At 72.9% G+C, this 18022-nt stretch carries 20 protein-coding genes; 12 read left to right on the top strand and 8 right to left on the bottom strand.

The features are described from left to right. Positions 1-38: 38 nt before the first annotated feature. The gene (locus AB0873_RS10810) at positions 39-569 is read right to left on the bottom strand and encodes a peptidylprolyl isomerase (protein ID WP_155329715.1); all 531 of its coding nucleotides are present in this window, start codon (positions 567-569) and stop codon (positions 39-41) included. Positions 570-628: 59 nt separating this feature from the next. Here AB0873_RS10810 and AB0873_RS10805 point away from each other — a divergent pair, with 59 nt between their 5' ends. Further along, positions 629-1468 carry a hypothetical protein gene (locus AB0873_RS10805; RefSeq protein WP_366599438.1) on the top strand — a complete coding sequence of 280 codons (840 nt, stop codon included), beginning with the start codon at positions 629-631 and terminating at the stop codon, positions 1466-1468. Between the two features lie 103 nt (positions 1469-1571). Here AB0873_RS10805 and corA read toward each other — a convergent pair whose 3' ends face one another. The 4 genes from corA to AB0873_RS10785 form a co-directional block, all read right to left on the bottom strand. Then, positions 1572-2717, bottom strand: coding sequence for a magnesium/cobalt transporter CorA (gene corA / locus AB0873_RS10800; RefSeq protein ID WP_366599437.1), 1146 nt, complete (start codon positions 2715-2717; stop codon positions 1572-1574). A 347-nt stretch (positions 2718-3064) separates the two neighbouring features. After that, on the bottom strand, positions 3065-4159 hold the full coding sequence (locus AB0873_RS10795; protein WP_366599435.1) for a PLP-dependent aminotransferase family protein: 1095 nt from the start codon (positions 4157-4159) through the stop codon (positions 3065-3067). Between the two features lie 106 nt (positions 4160-4265). Next, positions 4266-4724: an ester cyclase gene (locus AB0873_RS10790; protein WP_366599433.1), complete on the bottom strand. Its 459-nt coding sequence runs from the start codon at positions 4722-4724 to the stop codon at positions 4266-4268. 100 nt (positions 4725-4824) lie between these two features. Continuing rightward, on the bottom strand, positions 4825-5217 hold the full coding sequence (locus tag AB0873_RS10785; RefSeq protein ID WP_366599432.1) for a CBS domain-containing protein: 393 nt from the start codon (positions 5215-5217) through the stop codon (positions 4825-4827). Between the two features lie 115 nt (positions 5218-5332). On the opposite strand from AB0873_RS10785, the gene AB0873_RS10780 reads away from it, so the two are divergent. The 5 genes from AB0873_RS10780 to AB0873_RS10760 all read left to right on the top strand — a co-directional run bounded on the left by AB0873_RS10780 (position 5333) and on the right by AB0873_RS10760 (position 9144). Next, entirely contained in the window at positions 5333-5782 is a 450-nt protein-coding gene (locus tag AB0873_RS10780) for an NUDIX domain-containing protein (protein ID WP_366599431.1), read from the top strand. After that, positions 5779-6552, top strand: coding sequence for a hypothetical protein (locus tag AB0873_RS10775; protein WP_366599430.1), 774 nt, complete (start codon positions 5779-5781; stop codon positions 6550-6552). Before AB0873_RS10780 ends, AB0873_RS10775 begins: the two co-directional genes overlap by 4 nt. Before the next feature lie 105 nt (positions 6553-6657). Continuing rightward, positions 6658-7389 carry a phosphocholine cytidylyltransferase family protein gene (locus tag AB0873_RS10770; RefSeq protein ID WP_366599428.1) on the top strand — a complete coding sequence of 244 codons (732 nt, stop codon included), beginning with the start codon at positions 6658-6660 and terminating at the stop codon, positions 7387-7389. Beyond that, entirely contained in the window at positions 7377-8444 is a 1068-nt protein-coding gene (locus tag AB0873_RS10765; protein WP_366599427.1) for an iron-containing alcohol dehydrogenase family protein, read from the top strand. The genes AB0873_RS10770 and AB0873_RS10765 overlap by 13 nt, the downstream gene beginning before the upstream one ends. After that, a complete protein-coding gene (locus AB0873_RS10760; protein ID WP_366599542.1) occupies positions 8428-9144 on the top strand; it encodes a CDP-alcohol phosphatidyltransferase family protein in 717 nt (238 codons plus the stop codon). The genes AB0873_RS10765 and AB0873_RS10760 overlap by 17 nt, the downstream gene beginning before the upstream one ends. On the opposite strand, the gene AB0873_RS10755 is transcribed toward AB0873_RS10760, so the two are convergent. Beyond that, positions 9141-10427 (bottom strand): glycosyltransferase family 4 protein, encoded by a 1287-nt coding sequence (locus AB0873_RS10755; RefSeq protein WP_366599426.1) that lies wholly within the window; start codon positions 10425-10427, stop codon positions 9141-9143. The genes AB0873_RS10760 and AB0873_RS10755 overlap by 4 nt on opposite strands. Positions 10428-10451: 24 nt before the next feature. On the opposite strand from AB0873_RS10755, the gene AB0873_RS10750 reads away from it, so the two are divergent. From AB0873_RS10750 to AB0873_RS10735, 4 genes are all read left to right on the top strand, one after another. After that, positions 10452-11312, top strand: a complete 861-nt coding sequence (locus tag AB0873_RS10750) for a DNA-formamidopyrimidine glycosylase family protein (RefSeq protein ID WP_366599425.1) — start codon at positions 10452-10454, stop codon at positions 11310-11312. A gap of 267 nt (positions 11313-11579) precedes the next feature. Then, positions 11580-13151, top strand: a complete 1572-nt coding sequence (locus AB0873_RS10745) for a sugar transferase (protein ID WP_366599540.1) — start codon at positions 11580-11582, stop codon at positions 13149-13151. 33 nt (positions 13152-13184) lie between these two features. After that, on the top strand, positions 13185-14411 hold the full coding sequence (locus AB0873_RS10740; protein ID WP_366599424.1) for a histidine kinase: 1227 nt from the start codon (positions 13185-13187) through the stop codon (positions 14409-14411). Beyond that, on the top strand, positions 14408-15163 hold the full coding sequence (locus AB0873_RS10735) for a LytTR family DNA-binding domain-containing protein (protein ID WP_155329702.1): 756 nt from the start codon (positions 14408-14410) through the stop codon (positions 15161-15163). Before AB0873_RS10740 ends, AB0873_RS10735 begins: the two co-directional genes overlap by 4 nt. A gap of 33 nt (positions 15164-15196) precedes the next feature. Here the strand turns inward: AB0873_RS10735 and AB0873_RS10730 are convergent, their stop codons facing one another. Continuing rightward, positions 15197-15925, bottom strand: coding sequence for a prepilin peptidase (locus AB0873_RS10730; RefSeq protein WP_366599423.1), 729 nt, complete (start codon positions 15923-15925; stop codon positions 15197-15199). A gap of 124 nt (positions 15926-16049) precedes the next feature. Between AB0873_RS10730 and AB0873_RS10725 the strand changes: the two genes are divergently transcribed. After that, positions 16050-16712, top strand: a complete 663-nt coding sequence (locus AB0873_RS10725) for a DUF5701 family protein (protein ID WP_155329700.1) — start codon at positions 16050-16052, stop codon at positions 16710-16712. Between the two features lie 94 nt (positions 16713-16806). Here AB0873_RS10725 and AB0873_RS10720 read toward each other — a convergent pair whose 3' ends face one another. Next, entirely contained in the window at positions 16807-17358 is a 552-nt protein-coding gene (locus tag AB0873_RS10720; protein WP_366599422.1) for a Uma2 family endonuclease, read from the bottom strand. Positions 17359-17632: 274 nt separating this feature from the next. Between AB0873_RS10720 and AB0873_RS10715 the strand changes: the two genes are divergently transcribed. Then, positions 17633-18022, top strand: coding sequence for a hypothetical protein (locus AB0873_RS10715; RefSeq protein WP_155333992.1), 390 nt, complete (start codon positions 17633-17635; stop codon positions 18020-18022).

The raw sequence follows: 18022 nt of genomic DNA, 5'->3' as shown, positions 1-18022 counted from the left end.
GACGCTCAGTCATGCGAGCAAAGGTACCTCGCGCCCGCTCAGGAGCCGCTGCGCTCGATCTCGACCCGCTCGATGACGACGTCCTGCAGCGGACGGTCGGCCGGGCTGGTCGGGGTGTTGGCGATCGAGTCCACGACCTTCGCCGACTGCTCGTCCGCCACCCGGCCGAAGATGGTGTGCCGGTTGTTCAGGTGCGGGGTCGGCGCGACCGTGATGAAGAACTGCGAGCCGTTGGTGCCCGGCCCGGCGTTCGCCATCGCCAGCAGGTACGGCTGGTCGAAGCGCAACTCCGGGTGGAACTCGTCGGCGAACGTGAAGCCGGGGCCGCCGCGGCCGGTGCCGGTCGGGTCGCCCATCTGGATCATGAAGCCGCTGATGACGCGGTGCGAGATGGTGCCGTCGTAGTAAGGGCCGCTGCCCGGCTGGCCGGTGCGCGGGTCGGTGTACTGCTTGGTGCCCTCGGCCAGCTCCACGAAGTTGCGGACGGTCTTCGGCGCGTGGTTCGGGAACAGCTCCAGCCGGATCGGACCGGCGTTGGTGTGCAAGGTGGCGTAGACAGCCTCGGCCACGGGTACTCCTCACTCGTTGGTCAGTTCCATGCGGATCCTCCCATGTGCCCGATCTGGTCATGCGGAGGCATCCGAAGGTGGAGGATGACGGAGGACAACTCCCAGGAGGTGGGACCGTGTTTGGAATCGGGCGGCGAAAGACCCAGGGACAGCTCGCGAAGGCCGAGCTGAACCAGGGTTTCGGTCACCTGAAGCAGGCCGCGACGTACGCGGCGAGGGGTGCCGGCGCCACGGTCGGCCCGCGGGTCCTGGCGGCCCGGGGTGCGATCGCGCCGACCGCCGTCGTCGTGCGGGACCGCGCGTCGAGCGGCTACGCGTCGACCGTCGCGGCGCTCGCGCCGCTGGCTCTCGCCCTCCGCAACGCGCAGGCCGAGGCGGCCGGCAAGGCCGTCAACGGGCGGAAGGCCGCCGCCGCCAAGCAGGCCGCCGTCAGCAGGAAGGTGAAGGCGAAGAACATGAAGGCAGCGCGCAAGAAGAAGTCCGGCCGGGGCGGGCTGATGACCGGCCTCCTCGCGGCCGGCGCGGTGGCGGGCCTGGCCGGTGCCATGGCCATGCGGCGGCGCCGCGAGCAGCAGGAGTGGGCCGAGTACGACCCGACCCGTTCCCTGGAGCCGATGCGGGACGAGGTGGACACCATCGAGGTCACCACCCGGACGCCCGCCGAGAAGGCCAGCTCGGCGTCCACGATGGCCGGTGGCTCCGGCACGGCCGGCGGGCCGACCGGCGCGGGCAGCTCGGCGGTGGCCGGCGGCAGCAGCGCCTCCACCACCAGCCCGACCAAGCAGGCGTCGGTCCACGCGACCGACAAGATCCCCGCGGTGGCCGAGGGCGCCACGGAGTCCTCGGGCCGGCCGGCCGACGACCTGGGCAAGGCCCTCAACAAGAACGGCCGCCGCTGATCCCCCGACCACGTCACCCCGCGATCTCGCACTTCTGGTCGCCCGTTCGCGGCTTTCGCCGACTTCGTCCGGGCGCTTGGTGCGAGATCGCGGGGTTTGACGGTCAGAGCCAGCCGTTGCGCCGGAACCAGCGGTACAGGGCCAGCGAGATACCCAGCATCAGGGCCAGGATCGTCGGGTAGCCGTACGTCCACCGCAGCTCGGGCATGAACTCGAAGTTCATGCCGTAGATGCCGGCGATGGCGGTCCACACCGCGGCGATCGCCGCCCAGGCCGCGATCTTGCGCATGTCGTTGTTCTGGTCGACGGTGACCTGCGCCAGCCGCGCCTGGAGGATCGAGTTGAGCAGGTCGTCGTACGAGTTGACCTGCTCGACGGTGCGACTGAGGTGGTCCTGGACGTCCCGGAAGTAGCGGCGGATCTCCTTTGGCACGTCCCGGTTCATCTGTGCGGTGAGCGTCATGAGGGGGCGCTGGAGCGGCACCACCGCCCGCTTGAACTCGACCAGTTCCCGCTTCATCTGGTAAATCCGCTGGATACGGCCGGTGGCGTGCCGGTCGAACACCTCGGTCTCCAGGGTGTCGAGGTCGTCCTCCAACTGGTCGGCGACCTCCAGGTAGAGGTCGACCACCCGGTCGGTCACCGCGTACGCGACCGCCCAGGGGCCGTGCAGCAGCAGTTCCCCCTTGGTCTCCAGGTCCGCACGGACCGGGGCGAGCCGGCAGGCGTCGCCGTGCCGCACGCTGATCAGGAAGTTCGGCCCGATGAACAGCATCACCTGACCGGTCTCGACGACCTCGGAGGTCTCGGTCAGCTCGGTGTGCTCGCAGTAGCGGGCGGTCCGCAGCACCAGGAAGCTGACGTCACCGAACTGCTCCAGCTTCGGCCGTTGCTGGGCCTTGACCGCGTCCTCGACGGCCAGCTCGTGCAGCCCGTACGTGGCGGCGATCTCGGTCATCTCCGTCAGGTCGGGCTCGTGCAGGCCCAGCCAGACGAAGCCGTCGTCCGCCCGACGCGCCGCGGCCAGCGCCTCGGCGTAGGTCCAGTCGCCCGCCTGGCGCTTCCCGCCGACGTAGAGGGCGCAGTCGACGACGGAGTTGCGTCGCGGGCCAGCCGGCTCCGGGACGCGTGGCGAGCCGTCGGGGGTGAGCCGCCGGGTCATCGCCCGCACCGGTGCCACCCAGTCACGGGACCTGGTCCGACCGCCACCCGGCAGCACCGTCCGTGCCCGGTCCATGCCGTCCGCCATCACGCCCCCCTTCCACGCAGCGCCGCGGATTGCAGGGTACGCCGTCGGCGGCGTCACCGGCGGTGACGGATCACCAGGGGGGTGGCGCCGGGCGGGCCGGGCCGCGTTGGGGGGTGAGGGGACGACACGGCCCACCCGGCGCCTCTTGGGGGCGGGGGATTGTGCTGGTGGCGCCGGGCCACGTGCGGGCGGGGCGAGTGCGCCCGGGACGGGCACGGCCCGGTCACGCGCCGGTGACCTCCGCTACACGTGGTGAATGACGCTCGCAGCATTGTGGGCCGGCAGCCGCCCCGGCGGGAGCCCCGGGGCGGCTGATATCGCCGAACTGTCGGAAACCCGACAGAAATTCAGCCGCGAACTGCGGCGACCGCCTCGGCGAGTCGGCGTACGCCCTCGTCGATCCGGTCGGCGGTCACCGCCGAGTACGCGAGGCGCAGCGCGTGCCGCCCCCCGTCGAGGACGAAGTCGCTCCCCTTCACCACGGCGACGCCACGCTCGGCCGCGGCCGGGGCGAGCCTGTCCACGTCGACGTCCTCGGGGAACTCCACCCAGAGGAAGTAGCCACCGTCCGGCTCCACGAACCGGGCCTGCGGGAGGTGCCGCCGCAGCGACTCGCCCAGCACCCGGGCGCGCTCGCCGAGAGCCCGGCACACGGTCTCGATCGAGCGGTCGATCGCCCCCGAGACGCAGAACTGGTACACGATCGCCTCGGACACCATGCCCGGCGAGATGTAGAGGCTGGTCGCCTTCTTGGCGATGTCGGCGATCAGGTCCGCCGGCCCGACCAGGTACCCGACCCGGACGCCCGGGCAGACCGTCTTGGTGAAGCTGGAGGCGTGGACCACCACGTTGCGGGTGTCGAGCGAGAGCATCGACGGCAGGGCCTCGCCCCGGAAGCGGACGTCCGCGTACGGGTCGTCCTCGAAGATCGTGAACCCGTACTCGGCGGCGAGGTCGAGCAGCTCCCGCCGCTTGTCCAGGCTGAGCGTCACACCCGCCGGGTTCTGGTAGTTCGGGATGACGTGGGCCAGCCGGGGGCGCACCCCGGACTCCAGCAGCTTGCGCAGCTCGGCGGTGTCCAGGCCGTCGGGCTCGATCGTGATGCCGTGCAGCTCGCTGCCCATCCGCTTCAGGTTGAGCAGCGTCCGGTCGTAGGTGGGGCGCTCCACGACGACCGCGTCGCCGGGACGGACCAGGTGGTCGAAGAGGAACGCGTCGGCCTGCAGCGAACCGTTGGTGACCAGGACCTGGTCGGCTTGGACTCCGTGCTTCTTGGCGATCCACTCGCGCAGCGGAAGGTAACCGACGGAGGTGCCGTACGCCGTCACTCCGGCGGGGTCGGCGTCGAACGCGCGGACGGCGGCGGCCTTGAGCCCCTCGACATCGACGATGTCCAACGAGGGAGCGCCACGGGCGAAGGAGATCAGCTGCTCGGCGGTCATGGCTGTTGAGCGTACGGAAGGCGACGGGGTACGCGCGGTCGGCACGGCGATGTCCGCATCCTGAGCCACCGGGACGGGTGACCGGGGCCGACCGGTCGGCGGCAGATCAGACCGGAAGGCCGAGCGGGTCGTGCTGCGCCTCGCGGGAGAGCCCCTCCACGTGCAGGCCGAGCGCGGTCACCAACTGTCCCCAGTCGAAGTAGGACCGCCAGGCCGCGATCCGCCCGCGCCGTACCCGCACCATGTCCACGACGTCCCAGCTGATCGTCCGCATCGTCGGTGCGACCGTGCCGAAGGGCGTGTGCAGCACCCCGGTCTGGGTACCGGTCAGCCGCTGCTCCACCGCCGCCCCGCCGGCCGTCTGCACGGCGCCCAGCCGGTCCACGTACAGGTCGGGGAAGGCGCCCGTCCAGGTCCGCAGCAGCGCGGGCAGCTCGATCGGGCGCACGGTGACACCGGGCATGGCGTAGAAGGCGTCCGGCGCGTACAGGTCGGGCAACCGCGCCACGTCGCGGCGCAGGAGCATCGCGTACTGCTGCTCGACCAGTCGGTCCGCGCCGGGCATGGCATCCTCCCCCGCGGGCCACGGCCCGTCCGCGCCCGCAGGGAATTTCTTACCCGTCGATCAGCGGCCCAACCCTCGTCGCGGCCGGCCGAGCCGGCACTCAGCCGGCGCCGACCATCCGGCTGGCCGCCCAGACCCGCATGATGTCCCGCACCGAGATCACCCCGGCGACCTCGCGGCCGTCGAGCACCACCAGGTGCCGGAAGCCGCCCCGGGCCATCGCGGCGGCCGCCTCCTCGACCGTCCACTCCGGTCCCGCGTACACCACGTCCCAGGTCAGGTGCGCCCCGGTCCGCTCGACGTCGCAGTCCAGACCTGATCCGATGGCGTTGAGGACGTCCCGTTCGGTCATGATCCCGATCCCCTCGGAGTCCGGATCGATCACGACCGCCGACCCGACGCCACGGGCCGACATCATCTGCGCCGCCTGGCGGAGCGTGTGCTCCGGCCCGACGACGAGGACCTGGCTGGACATAGCTTCCCGAACCTGCATCACGCATCACCCCTGTGGGACGGTGGCACCCGGTACGGAACATGGTGCGCCGGGTGTGTTCGCGGGACAAGACCAGACATCGCCACGATCCTCGGCGGCTCGCTACTGTCGAGGCGTGTCCACCGAGCCCCTGCGCTGCGCGGGCGCGCTGATCGTCGACGACGACGGCCGCCTGTTCGTCCAGCGGCGGTCCCCCGACCGGCGCCTCTTTCCCAACTGCTGGGACATCGTGGGCGGTCACCTGGAACCGGGCGAGGAGATCGAGGACGCCCTGCGCCGGGAGGTGACCGAGGAGACCGGCTGGACGGTCGCGTACCTGCTCGGCCTCGTCGGCGAGTACCGGTACGTGGCCGACGACGGGCTGGAACGGATCGAGAGCGACTGGCTGGTGCGGGTCGACGGCGACCTCGCCCGGCCGACGCTCGAGGTGGGCAAGCACACCGAGTACCGCTGGCTCACCGAGGCAGACCTCGACCTGCTCGACGAGCACCGGCACGTCAACGAGGGCCTGATCCGCCGGATCGCGGAGGACGCCTTCGCCCTGCTCCGCACGATCGGTTCGTGAACGACACCGTCGACCTGGCGCCGCACCGGTTCGCCGGGCTGGTGGCCCCCGCGGTCGACCGGACGTTCGTCGCCGGCATGCGCGCCGGCCGCGACGCCGGCGGCGCCGAGGTCAGCCAGCGGTACGGCGGTCCGCGCGCCACCGGCTTCCTGGTGGATCTGCGCACCCGGCTCGCCGTCCCGGGCGGCACCGTCGAGGCGGACGGGTTCGCGGCGGTCACCCGGTACCGGGACCCGGCCGCCTGCCGGCGGGCGCTGGACCGGCACGTCGCGCACGGGATGATCCACCGCGGGGCGGACGGCGCGATCACCGCCACGGAACGGGGGCTCGCCTTCCTCGACGAGTTGTGGCAGGTGCACGCCCGGGCGACCGGAGAGCTGTGGGCGGGGCACGCCGACCGGGTCCTGCGGCTGGTCGAGGCGCTCGGCCGGGTGCTCGCGTACGCCCTCGTGCTGGCCGACGACGACGGCGACGTGGCGGCGGGCGGCGCGTTCGCGGCCATGGCGCCACCCCACGAGCCGGACGGCACCCCACCCGGTGTGCTGCTGCTCAACCGGCTCGGCACGCTGCGCCACCACCGCGCCGACGCGCACACGGCGGCGTGGACGGCCGCCGGGCACACCGCCACCAGCATCGTCGATCTGGCGTCGGGGCCGGAGCGCCTCGCCATCGAGCTGGAGACCGACCGCCGGGCGGCCGGACCGTACGTGGTGCTGACCGCCGAGGAGCGGCTGACGATGCTCGCCGACCTGGCGGCCCTGCCCGGTTAGACGCCCGGCACCGGCGCCGGAGGGCTGCCGGTTGCCGGTGGCGGTTCCGGACCGCGGCGCTATCCTCCTCCGGTGAACGCCAGACGAACGGGACATGATGCCGGCATGGTCGGAATGGTGCTGGCAGCTGGCGCCGGGCGGCGGCTGCGCCCGTACACCGACACCCTGCCCAAGGCGCTGGTGCCGGTGGACGGGGACACCACCATCCTCGACATCGCGCTGCGCAACCTCGCCGAGGTCGGGCTCACCGAGATCGTCGTCGTGGTCGGCTACGCCGCCGACACGGTGCGGGAGCGGCAGGCCGACCTGGAGAAGAGGCACGGCGTCACGATCACCCTCGTGCCCAACGACAAGGCCGAGGAGTGGAACAACGCGTACTCCCTGTGGCTGGCCCGGGAGTGGTTCGCGCGGGGCGTCCTCCTGGTCAACGGCGACACGGTCCACCCGGTGAGCGTGGAGAAGACCCTGCTGGCCGGGCGCGGTCCGGGCGTCCTCCTGGCGATCGACACGATCAAGACGCTGGCCGAGGAGGAGATGAAGACCACCTTCGACGCCGCCGGCCAGCTCACCCGGATCACCAAGCTGATGGACCCGGGCGAGGCGTACGGGGAGTACATCGGCGCGACGCTCATCGAGCCGCACGTCGCCGACGCGTTGGCCGACGCCCTCGAGGCGACCTGGCGGCGGGACCCGAACCTCTACTACGAGGACGGCTACCAGGAGTTCGCCGACCGGGGTGGCGAGGTGCGCGCGGCGCCGATCGGCGACGTCTCCTGGGTCGAGGTCGACAACCACGACGACCTGGCCCGCGCCCGGGAGATCGCGTGCCGCTACTAGCCCGTACCGTCACCACGCCGCTCGCCATCGAGGTCCGCCGCGGCGCGGTCGCCGGCCTCGGTGAGCTGCTCGCCGACCGGCGGATCTCCGCCGGCGGCGACGTGGCGGTGGTGGTCGGGCCGGGGCAGGGCGAGAAGATCGTGGACCTGTGCCGGCCCACGCTGGGCTCGGCCGACGTGTTCACGGTGGCGGGCGGCAGCATCGACTCCGCCAACGAACTGGGGGACCGGCTCCGTCGCCGCCACTACGACGCGGTGATCGGCATCGGCGGCGGGAAGACGATCGACACCGCCAAGTACGCGGCCACCCGGTACGGCCTCCCGATGGTCACCGTCGCCACCAGCCTCGCCAACGACGGCATCGCCTCCCCGGTGGCGTCCCTGACCCACGAGGGCGGCAAGGGCTCGTACGGCGTCCAGATCCCGATCGCCGTCCTCGTCGACCTCGACTTCGTGGAGCACGGCCCGGACCGGCAGACCCAGGCCGGGATCGGCGACGCGGTGAGCAACCTCAACGCCTGCGCCGACTGGGAACTGGCCCACGAGGTCCGTGGCGAGCCGATCGACGGGCTCGCCGTGACCCTGGCCCGTACCGGCGCCGAGGCGCTGCTCAACCACCCCGGCAAGATCACCGACGACGCGTTCCTGACCACGCTGGCCGAGGCGCTGATCCTCGGTGGCATCGCGATGTCGATCTCCGGTTCCAGCCGGCCGGCGAGCGGCGGCGACCACGAGATCTCCCACGCCATCGAGCACCTGTGGCCCGGCACCAGCTCGCACGGGGAGCAGGCCGGGCTGGGCGCGCTCTTCTGCACCTGGCTCCGGGGCGACCTGGAGCGGTTCGGGCAGCTCGCCCGCTGCCTGCACCGGCACGGCCTGGCCACCCGCCCGGCCGACGTCGGGCTCACCGACGAGCAGTTCGTCGAGGCGGTCCGCTACGCCCCGCGGACCCGCCCGGACCGCTACACGATCCTCGAGCACCTCGCCCTGTCCGCCGACGACGTCCGGAACCGGTTGGGAGACTGCCTTGACGCCCTCCGTGATCACCTTGGCTGAGCCGTCCCGGCCGACGGTCGCCGACTTCTACCGGACCAACCGCGGCGGAGGGTTGTTCAGCGAGTCGGTCAGCCAGTGGATCGGTGCGGCGTTCGCCGTCGTCGCCCACCGGCTCGGGCTCCGGCCCACCGCGCTGACGATCACCAATCTGGTGCTCGGGTTGAGCACCTCGGTGGCGGTCGTGGCGCTGGCCGAGTCGGTCGCCGCCGGCCGCGTACCGGCCTGGCTGGTCGGGGTGCTGGCGCTGGTCGGCTGGCAGGTCGCGTACGCCCTGGACTGCGCCGACGGGCAGCTCGCCCGGGTCACCGGCCAGGGCAGCGCCGCCGGGGCCCGCGTCGACGTGCTCTGCGACGTGGCCGCCCAGATCGCCCTGGTCGCGGCGCTCACCGCGACCACCGTGGCGCAGACCCCGTCGACGCCGACCTGGCTCATCGCGGCGTTCGCCGGGACCTGGATGGTCAACCTGGTGACGTCGGTGATGCAGGCCGGCCCGAACGCGGCCAGCATGGTCACCTCGACCTCGCTGCCCGTACGCCTGGTGAAGCTGGTCCGCGACTACGGCGCGGTGATCTTCGTGGCCGGGCTGGTGCTGCTGTTCGCGCCCGCACTCACGCTCTGGGTGGTGGTCGCGTTCACGGTCGTCAACGGCGGCTTCCTGCTGGCCAGCATCGCCTTCTCGGCCCGCGCCAGCCTCCGCTAGACCCCCCGGGCGACCGACGCGTAGATGTCGATGAGGCGCTTGGTCACCACGTCCGGGTGGAAGGTGCGCTCGTAGCGGGAGCGGGCGGCGGGCGCCAGCCCGGCGGCACCGGCGGCGGCCAGCGGCAGGGCCGCCGCGAGGGCGGCCGGCTCCGGCGGCACCACCCAGCCCGCCTCGCCGGTCACGATTCCGGCCGGCACGGCGGCGGCCGACGCCGGCGGGGGTGAGCCCGGCCCGGTCGCCGGAGCGGCGGCCGAGGCGGACGCGGCCGGGCCGGTGCCGGCCGGCTCGCGCGGAGTGTCCGCGCCGACCAGGTACGGGATGCCGCCGAGCGCGGTGCCGAGCACCGGCCGGCCGGCGGCCAGCGCCTCGATGATCACCGTCGGCAGGACGTCGTGCCAGGTGGAGGTGGCCAGCACCACGGCGCTGGATTCGAGCGCGGCCCGGACCCCGGCCCGGTCCAGCGGGCCGAGGAAGGTCACGTCCGTCCGCTCCGCGGCGGCGGCCTCGACGAGCGGCCGCAGCTCACCGTCACCGGCGATGCGCAGCTGCCCCAGCGCGCCGTCCGGGTGCCGGCGCCAGGCGTCGACCAGCAGGTCCAGCCCCTTCTCCGGCGAGAGCCGGCCGAGGAAGAGGAAACCGGTGCCGAGCGGGGCCGGCGCCCCCGGGTCGGGGATCGCGTTCGGCTTCACCACGATCCGTTCGTCCGGAATGCCGTAGTCACGCAGGTGGTCGGCGACCGCCGTGGTCAACGCGACGAAGCGGTCCACCGACCGCCAGGTGCCCCGGTGCACCGCGAGCGTCGTCGCCATCAGAGCGCTCTGCGCGCGCGAGCCCCGGTAGCAGCGGTGCACGACGGCGGGCACGCCCAGCGCCCGGCCCCGACAGTCCTGGCAGATCATGCCGTCCCGGAAGTACAGGCCGGACGAGCAGACCTGCCGGTAGTTGTGCACCGTCTGCACCACCGGCACGCCGTGCCGGTGCGCGGTCCGCACCACCCACGGCGAGAGCAGGGGGTACGGGTTGTGCAGGTGCAGCACGTCCGGCCGCTGCTCGGTCAGCAGGTGGCTCAACTCCTGCTGGGCCCTGGGGGCGTAGATCGGGGAGATCGGCAGCAGCGCCTTGGCGGCCCGGGACATCGACGGGATCTCGTCGGAGCTGCGCAGGAACGGCAGAACCTCCACCCCGGCCGCGGTCAGCTGGGCGATCTCCGCGTCGACGATCGTGTTCTCGCCGGACGGTTGGGCCTCCCGGTACCGGTTGTGCGCCACCACGATTTTCATGAGATTGGAGGCTACCGTTGGCTGGTGCCCGAACTACCGGAGGTTGAGGCGCTCGCGGAGTACCTGCGCCGGCGCGCGGTGGGCCGGCGTGTCGACCGCCTGGAGGTCGCCGCGATCAGCGCCCTGAAGACGTACGATCCGGCGCCCACGGCCGCCGCCGGGCAGGTGGTCACCGACGCGCGCCGCCACGGCAAGTTCCTCGACGTTCTGCTCGGCGACGACCTGCACGTGGTGGTCCACCTGGCCCGGGCGGGCTGGCTGCACTACCGCGAGGCGTTCCCGTCGAGTGCACCGCTGCGCCCGGGGAAGGGTCCGGTCGCGCTGCGCATACGCCTCGACGACGGCTCGGGCTTCGACCTGACCGAGGCCGGCACCCAGAAGAGCCTGGCCGTGTACCTGGTGACCGATCCGGCGGCGGTACCCGGGGTGGCCCGCCTCGGTCCCGACGCGCTCGCCGTCGACCCGGCCACCTTCGCCGACCGCATCCGCAGCCGGAAGGGCCAGGTCAAGGGGGTGCTCACCGACCAGACGGTGCTGGCCGGGGTGGGCAACGCGTACTCCGACGAGATCCTGCACGCGGCGAGGCTGTCGCCGTTCGCGCTCACCAACCGGCTCACCGACGAGCAGCTCGCCACCCTGCACTCCGCGACCCGGGACGTGCTCGGCGACGCGGTGGCCCGGTCGGTGGGCCAGCGGGCGGCGGAGCTGAAGGGCGAGAAGCGGTCCGGGCTGAAGGTGCACGCCCGTACCGGACTGCCCTGCCCGGTCTGCGGCGACACCGTACGGGAGGTGTCGTTCGCCGATTCGAGCCTCCAGTACTGCCCGACCTGTCAGACCGGCGGCAAGCCGCTCGCGGACCGACGGTTGTCCCGGTTGGTACGGTGAGTGACGACCCTCACCGACTACGGAGAGGAATCGGCCGCCGCGCGACGAACGTCCGGGTCGCGTCTCCACCACGGCCCCCATCCATCGGTATAGTGGCTCGGTCCCCGGCTTCTGAAATGGTCCGGAGCCGGCCAGATGCCATGCGGTTCGTCCCGACGCGCACGCCCACGGGTGAGCGTCCGGGTGCGGTGACCGCGTGGGAGACTGGGACGGTGGGCGACGTGGGCCCTTCACGCCGAGTGAGCGGCTCGCGTCATGCGGGAGGACATGGGTGAGGTGACGACAAGCCTCCAGCGCCCGGTATCCAACGAAGGCCGGAGCAAACTCGTGCGGCACGTCGACAGCTTCGAGATCCAGCCGCCGACACTGCCGACCCACAACGGCGTACCCCGATCGGCGTGGGCGCGGGCCCGGCGGCGGGTCTCCCGCTGGCACCGCCCGTACACCGCCATCCTGCTGCTGCTGGACTTCGCCGCGGCGGCGTTCGCCAGCTTCACCGCGATCCGCACCTTCGACCAGGCCCGGGCCGGCTTCTACCAGGCCGACGACGATCCGACCTGGTTCTACACGGTGGCCTTCGGCCTGCTGCCGCTCGGCTGGGTGGTCATCCTCTGGTTCAACCGGTCGTACGACCGGCGCTACCTGGGCCTCGGGCCGGACGAGTTCAAGCGGGTGATGCGCAGCGGCGTGGCGGTCTGCGCGACCGTCTCCTTCCTGGCGTTCGCCACCAAGACCGACCTGTCCCGGTTCACGGTCGGCACCGCGCTGCTCCTCGCGCTGCTGCTGATCCTGCTGGGTCGCATCCTGGCCCGGTTCGTGCTGCACGTCGTCCGGCGCAACGTCGGCCAGGCCGGGCACCGGATGGTGCTGGTGGGCACCCTGCCGGAGTGCCTGGAGGTCTACCGGTCGGTCACCCGCAGCCCGGCCGCCGGCCTGGTGCCGGTCGCGATCCACATCACCGACGGCTACGCGGCGGCCCGGGGCGTGGAGACGCCGGTTCCGATCTACGCCGGGCGGGACGTCCTCGCCCTGGTCCGCGAGGTCGGCGGCGACACGATCGCCGTCTGCGGGTCGGCCAGCTCCGAGCCGGGTGAGCTGCGCCGCCTGGCCTGGCAGCTGGAGGGCTCGGGCGTCGACCTCGTCGTGGCCCCGCAGCTGACCGACATCGCCGGCCCCCGGGTGCACATCCGCCCGATCGAGGGGCTGCCGCTGCTGCACGTGGAGGAGCCGACCCTCTCCGGCCCGGCGCTGCTGGCGAAGAACCTGCTCGACCGGGTGGCCGCCGGGCTCGGCCTGCTGCTGCTGGCACCGATCTTCCTCGTGATCGCCGTCGCGATCCGCATCTCCGACCCGGGTCCGGTGTTCTTCCGGCAGCCCCGGGTCGGCCACGAGGGGCGGACCTTCCGGGTCTGGAAGTTCCGCACCATGTACGTCGACGCCGAGGACCGGCTGGCCGGCCTGGTCGACCAGAACGAGACCGACGGCATGCTGTTCAAGATCAAGCAGGATCCCCGGGTGTTCCCCGTGGGCCGCTTCCTGCGCGCGTCGTCGCTGGACGAGCTGCCGCAGTTGATCAACGTGCTGAAGGGCGAGATGTCGCTGGTCGGGCCACGCCCACTGCCCGCCGACGACGGTGACTTCCTCGGCGACGTCCGGCGGCGGCTGCTGGTCAAGCCCGGTATGACCGGCCTGTGGCAGGTCTCCGGCCGCTCCGACCTGTCGTGGGACGAGGCGGTCCGGCTGGATCTCTACTACGTCGACAACTGGTCGCTGGCGTACGACCTGAGCATCCTGTGGCGGACGGTCGGGGTGGTGGTCGCCCGCAAGGGCGCGTACTAGCGGAAGCCGCCGCCACCCGTCAGGATCGCGACCGTGGGTGGCAACCTCTCCGCCGTCGTCGGCGTCGTCTCGCTGGTCACCGCGCTGACCGCGGCCCTGTTCGCGGTGGTACGCCTGCGCGGCCGCCGGGGCATCGCCACCGCCACCCAGCGGGCCACGTACGAGGTGCTGCACACCGCCGGGCTCGCGGCCGAGCCACTGCGGGCCGGGCTGACCACCGCGAACGCGGCGAAGGCCGCGCGTCATCTGCGGGCCCTGGTCGGGGCGGTCGGCCTGGCGCTGACCGACGCCGACGGGCTGCGCGCCGTCGACGGCCGCGGCGCGCACCACGAGGCCCAGTTGGTCGCGGCGGCCCGACGGGCAGTGGCGGTCGGCCGGTCGACCGTGCTCGGGGAGGCCGAGCTGCACTGCGACCGGGTGGACTGCCCGGTGCGGGGAGCGGTGGTCGCCCCGCTGACCGGGGTGGACGGGCGGGTCGTCGGCGCGCTGGTCGCCGTCGCCGACGGCGCACCCGCGCCCGGCCTGGTGCAGGCGACCCTGGAGACGGCGCACTGGGCCGGCAACCAACTCGCCCTGGCCGAGCTCGACTCGTCGCGGGAACGGCTCGCCCGGGCCGAGGTCCGCGCGCTGCGGGCGCAGATCAGCCCGCACTTCATCTACAACGCGCTGACCGCGATCGGCTCGTTCGTCCGGACCGACCCGGACCGGGCCCGGGAACTGATCCTGGAGTTCGCCGAGTTCACCCGCTACTCGTTCCGGGCGCACGGCGAGTTCACCACGCTGGCCGAGGAGCTGCGGTCGATCGACCGCTACCTGACCATCGAGCGGGCCCGGTTCGGCGACCGGCTCCAGGTGCGGCTCCAGATCGCGCCGGAGGTCCTGCCGGTCACGCTGCCCTTCCTCTGCCTCCAGCCGCTGGTCGAGAACGCGGTGCGCCACGGGTTGTCCCGGAAGCCCGGCACGGGCATGGTGAGCATCGAAGCCCGCGACGCGGGCACCGAGTGCCACATCACGGTGGAGGACGACGGAGTGGGCATGGACCCGGCCGCGCTGACCGCGGGTATCGCCGAGCTGGCCGGCGCCAGCGGCGACCCGGGCGACGACCCGGGCGGCCACGTCGGCCTCTCCAACGTCGACGAGCGGCTCCGGTCGGTCTTCGGGGACGGTTTCGGCCTGGTGGTGGAGACCGGCCTCGGCTCCGGTACGAAGGTCAGCATGCGCGTGCCGAAGTTCCACCCCGGCGTACGGGCGGGGTCGTGAGCGGGTTCCTGCGGGTGCTGGCGGTGGACGACGAGCCACCGGCGCTGGACGAGCTGGCGTACCACCTGCGGACCGACCCGCGGGTGGCCCGGCTGCACACCGCCGGGGACGCCACCGAGGCGCTGCGGGTGCTCCGCGACGACGACGTGGACGTGGTCTTCCTCGACATCCGGATGCCCGGCCTGGACGGCATGGAGTTGGCCCGGGTGCTGCGGCGCTTCGCCCGGCCTCCGGCGATCGTCTTCGTCACCGCGTACGACGACGGTGCGGTGGACGCGTTCGACCTGGGTGCCACCGACTACGTCCGCAAGCCGGTCCGGGCCGAGCGGCTGGCCGAGTCGCTGCGCCGGGTGATCGGATCGCGGGTGGTGCCCAGTCATCCGGCGGCGCTGGCGCGGGCCGAGGAGGACCCGACGATCCCGGTCGAGCTGGCCGGGACGACCCGCATGCTGCCCCGCTCGGCGGTGCGCTGGGTGGAGGCGCAGGGCGACTACGCGCGGCTGCACACCGCCGAGGGCTCGCACCTGGTCCGGGTGTCGCTGGCGACCCTGGCCGAGCGCTGGGCGGACGCCGGGTTCGTCCGGATCCACCGGTCCTATTTGGTGCAGTTGAAGCTCATCGCCGAGCTGCGGCTGGTCAACTCCGGCTACGTGGTGGTGGTCGACTCGACGGAGCTGCCGGTCAGCCGGCGGCACACCCGCGAGTTGAAGGACAAGCTGGTCCGGGCGGCTAAGCAGGACTGGAGCCGCTAGGCCGGCGGCGCAGCCGGGCCGCGCCGCCACGTCCTAGAGGAGCATGGCGACGAGCGCGGCTGCGAGCATCGCCGGGCCGTACGGTACGGGGGTTCGCCAGCCCGCGCGGCGGGTGATCAGGAGACCGGCGACGAGCGGCAGGTTCACCAGTGGGGCCAGCAGCACGCCGGCCACGACGGCCGGCCACCCCAGCCAGCCGAGGTGGAACCCGAGGACGGCGCCGAGCTTCACGTCGCCGAAGCCGAGCTGGGAGCGGGGCAGCAGGGCGAGGGTGAGGTAGCCGGCGGCGCAGGCGAGCGCGGCGAGCGCACCGCGTACCAGCGCCGGGACGGCCTGCTCCGCGAGCGCCGCCACCACCAGCAGCGCCACCCCGCCGAGGAAGGCGGCGCCGACCAGCGGGTCGGGCAGCCGCAGAACCCGCAGGTCGACCAGCGCCAGTGGCACGGCGAGGGCCGCCAGCAGCAGGAACGCCGGCAACGCCCAGGTCGGGCCGAGGGCGGCCGCGGCGGCACCGCAGGCGGCGGCGGAGAACGGCACGGTGACCCACCGCCCCGGCACGGGCCGCCGATCGCACCCCGGGCACCGGCCGGACGACCGCCACCAGGGCGGGATCGCCGTCGCGCACCGGGGGCAGGCGGAGCGCCAGGGTGGCTTCGGCCGGCCGGCCGGCCACTCCACCGCGTACCGGTCGATCAGCCCGGGCAGTAGCAGCCCCCAGCCGGCCCCGGCGACGGTGGCGGCGGCCACGAGGGGGAGCAGCACGGGCGGGATCGTATCGACGCCCGCCGCCGGAGCGGGGCCCCGAACGACGAGATCGGCGGAACGGGAATAACCGCCGCTCCTCGTACACTGTACGGTAGGCCGTACGAGAGCGAGGAGGCTGCCCGTGACCGAGACCCCCTTCGACCCCGCCGCCGAATTCGACCGCCAGGTGCACCGGCTGGTGGAGCTGGGCTACCCGGCCCTGGCCGGCCTGACCCCGGCGAGCTTCCGCGACCTGGTCGCCCCCTTGCGGGCGGCCGCGGCCACCGGCGCGGCCGGCCTCCCCGCCCCGACCGAGGGTCGCGTGCCGTTCCTGCTGGTCGTGACCCGCGAGCTGGTGCCCGTCGAAGCGCGCGTCGGGCTGACGACGCTGGCGGGCAGGACCAAGCCCGGAATCATCGACCGGCACTACCCCGACGGCGACCTGGCCCGCTTCGATCCGATCAAGGAGCTGGAGGTGCCGGCCGGGCCGGCGTACCTCCTGTTCGACGTCGACCGGGGCGAGGAGACCCTGAACCTCGCCCCCGCCTCCGCGATGGAGGTGATCACCGGTCAGGACCGCCTGCCGCTCACCATCGACGAGGGCCTCGCCCTCGTCACGCTGCACCCGCCGGCCCTGGCGAAGAACAAGTGCTTCTCCCTGGTCGGCTCCCGCTGCGGCGACAAGCGGGTGCCGGCGATCTGGATCAGCCAGGGCGCACCGAAGCTCGGCTGGTGCTGGTGGGGCAACCCGCACACCTGGCTCGGCTCCGCCTCCGCCCACCCCGTGCGCGTCGGACTGGAGTGACCCTCGTCGAGCCGACGACGTCGTCGGAGACCGTCACCTCCCTCCTCTACCACCTCTTTCACTCGCGGATGGGAGGAAGGTCCCGATGTGACGGTCAGAAGATGTCGGCCAGCGACAACTCCAGCGGGAACGGGTGGTCGCTGCGCCAGGTGCCGCTCGCGGTGACCGGTGCCGCCTCGCGATAGACGCCACCGACGTTCTCCAGCACAGTGAGGCTCTGTTTGCGAGGCTCCACGATCCAGTAGCGGGGGATGCCGGCCACCGCGTACTCGTGGCGCTTGAGCACGAGATCACGGCCGGCGTTGCTCGGCGAGATCACTTCGATGACGAGCAGCACGTCCGCCGGATCGAGGGCCGCGCCGCCGCGCTCCAGGGCGCTCTCCCGGGCCACGAAGACGTCCGGCACCACGTACGACGACCGGCGGGCGCTCACGCCGATGTCCTGCCCTACGAACAGGCCGGGCGGCGCCTGCCGGTCGAGGAGCCGGCGGAGGCGGTTGGCGATCGCGCCGTGGCGGACGTCGGCGTGGGGGGACACGAGCAGGCTCCCGTCGAAGATCTCGTAGTCCTGGCCGTCCTCCGGGAGATCCTGGAGGTCGTCCACCGTCCAGGCGTCTCCCCGGCCGGGGCGCACAGGGCTGGTCACCGTCATGCCTCCTCTCTATCCGCCCACCCTGACACTTTCGACCACCACCCACAACGGACCAGTGCCGTCGCCGCAGCTCACCTGCCTCGGGGTGAAGGTTATCCACAGGGGTGACGCGTTCTCCACAGGTTGTCCACAGGGCCCTTGTGCACCCGCTTGACATTCCCGTCGATCGGGCCAGACTGCCGGAGTGGCCGCTGCCGACGATCCCGTCCCAGCGCCCGGGGCGGGTACCCGGCCCGGGGCGTCGTCCGGGCGTGACGACGCCGGCCGGGTGCCGGCCCAACCCACGCGGCCGCCGGCGCGCACCCGGATCGTGCTGGCCGACGTGGTCCGGCGGGAAACGCGCACCGACCGCACCCGCACCGAGCTGGCCCAGCAGACCCGCGTCGGCGAGGCGCTGGTCCGAGGCCTGGTCCGCGCACAGCTCTCCCTCGCGCTGCGGCTCTCGCTGGTGGTGGCGATCGGGCTCGGCGGGCTGCCGTGGCTGTTCGCCATCGCTCCCTCGGTCGGCCGGGTCACCGTGCTCGGGGTGAACCTGCCGTGGCTGCTGCTCGGGGTGGCCGCCTTCCCGTTCCTGGTCACGGTGGGCTGGGCGTACGTGCGGCTGGCCGAGCGCAACGAGCAGGACTTCACCGACCTGGTCCAGCGGCCGGAGCGCTGA

Source organism: Micromonospora sp. NPDC047707, from assembly GCF_040704235.1.
In the GTDB taxonomy this organism is placed as follows: domain Bacteria; phylum Actinomycetota; class Actinomycetes; order Mycobacteriales; family Micromonosporaceae; genus Micromonospora.
This window is presented reverse-complemented; position numbering and strand designations above follow the sequence as displayed.